The organism is Streptomyces sp. SID13726, assembly GCF_010548375.1.
GTDB lineage: Bacteria > Actinomycetota > Actinomycetes > Streptomycetales > Streptomycetaceae > Streptomyces.
The window spans coordinates 1-443 of record NZ_JAAGLY010000443.1 but is presented as its reverse complement, the minus strand read 5'-3'; the positions used below and the strand labels follow the sequence as shown (position 1 = coordinate 443).

Annotated in this window: 1 protein-coding gene; it reads right to left on the bottom strand. The window is 65.9% G+C overall.

From position 1 onward, the window contains the following. The coding region (locus G3I78_RS48500; protein WP_164437020.1) for a carbohydrate ABC transporter permease at positions 1-443 on the bottom strand (443 nt) is incomplete at both ends.

Below are 443 nucleotides of genomic sequence, written 5' to 3'. Positions count from 1 at the left end.
GTCAGCGTGACGCCCTCGACGAACGCCTTCTGGGCGAAGAAGAACAGGACGATCACCGGCGCCATGACCAGCACGGTCGCGGCCATGGTGAGGTTCCAGTTGGTGTGGTGCGCCCCCTTGAAGGACTCCAGTCCGTAACTGAGGGTCCAGGCGGCGGGGTTGTCCGAGGCATAGATCTGCGGGACGAAGTAGTCGTTCCAGGCGCAGAAGAACTGGAACAGCGCGACGGCGGCGATCCCCGGCTTGGCCATCGGCAGGACGACGCGCAGCAGGGTGCGGACCTCGCCGCAGCCGTCGACCCTGGCCGCGTCCAGGTACTCGTCGGGGATGGTCAGCAGGAACTGGCGGAGCAGGAAGATCGAGAACGCGTCGCCGAACGCCATCGGGATGATCAGGGGCCACAGGGTGCCGGACAGGTCCAGCTGCTTCGCCCAGAACAGGTA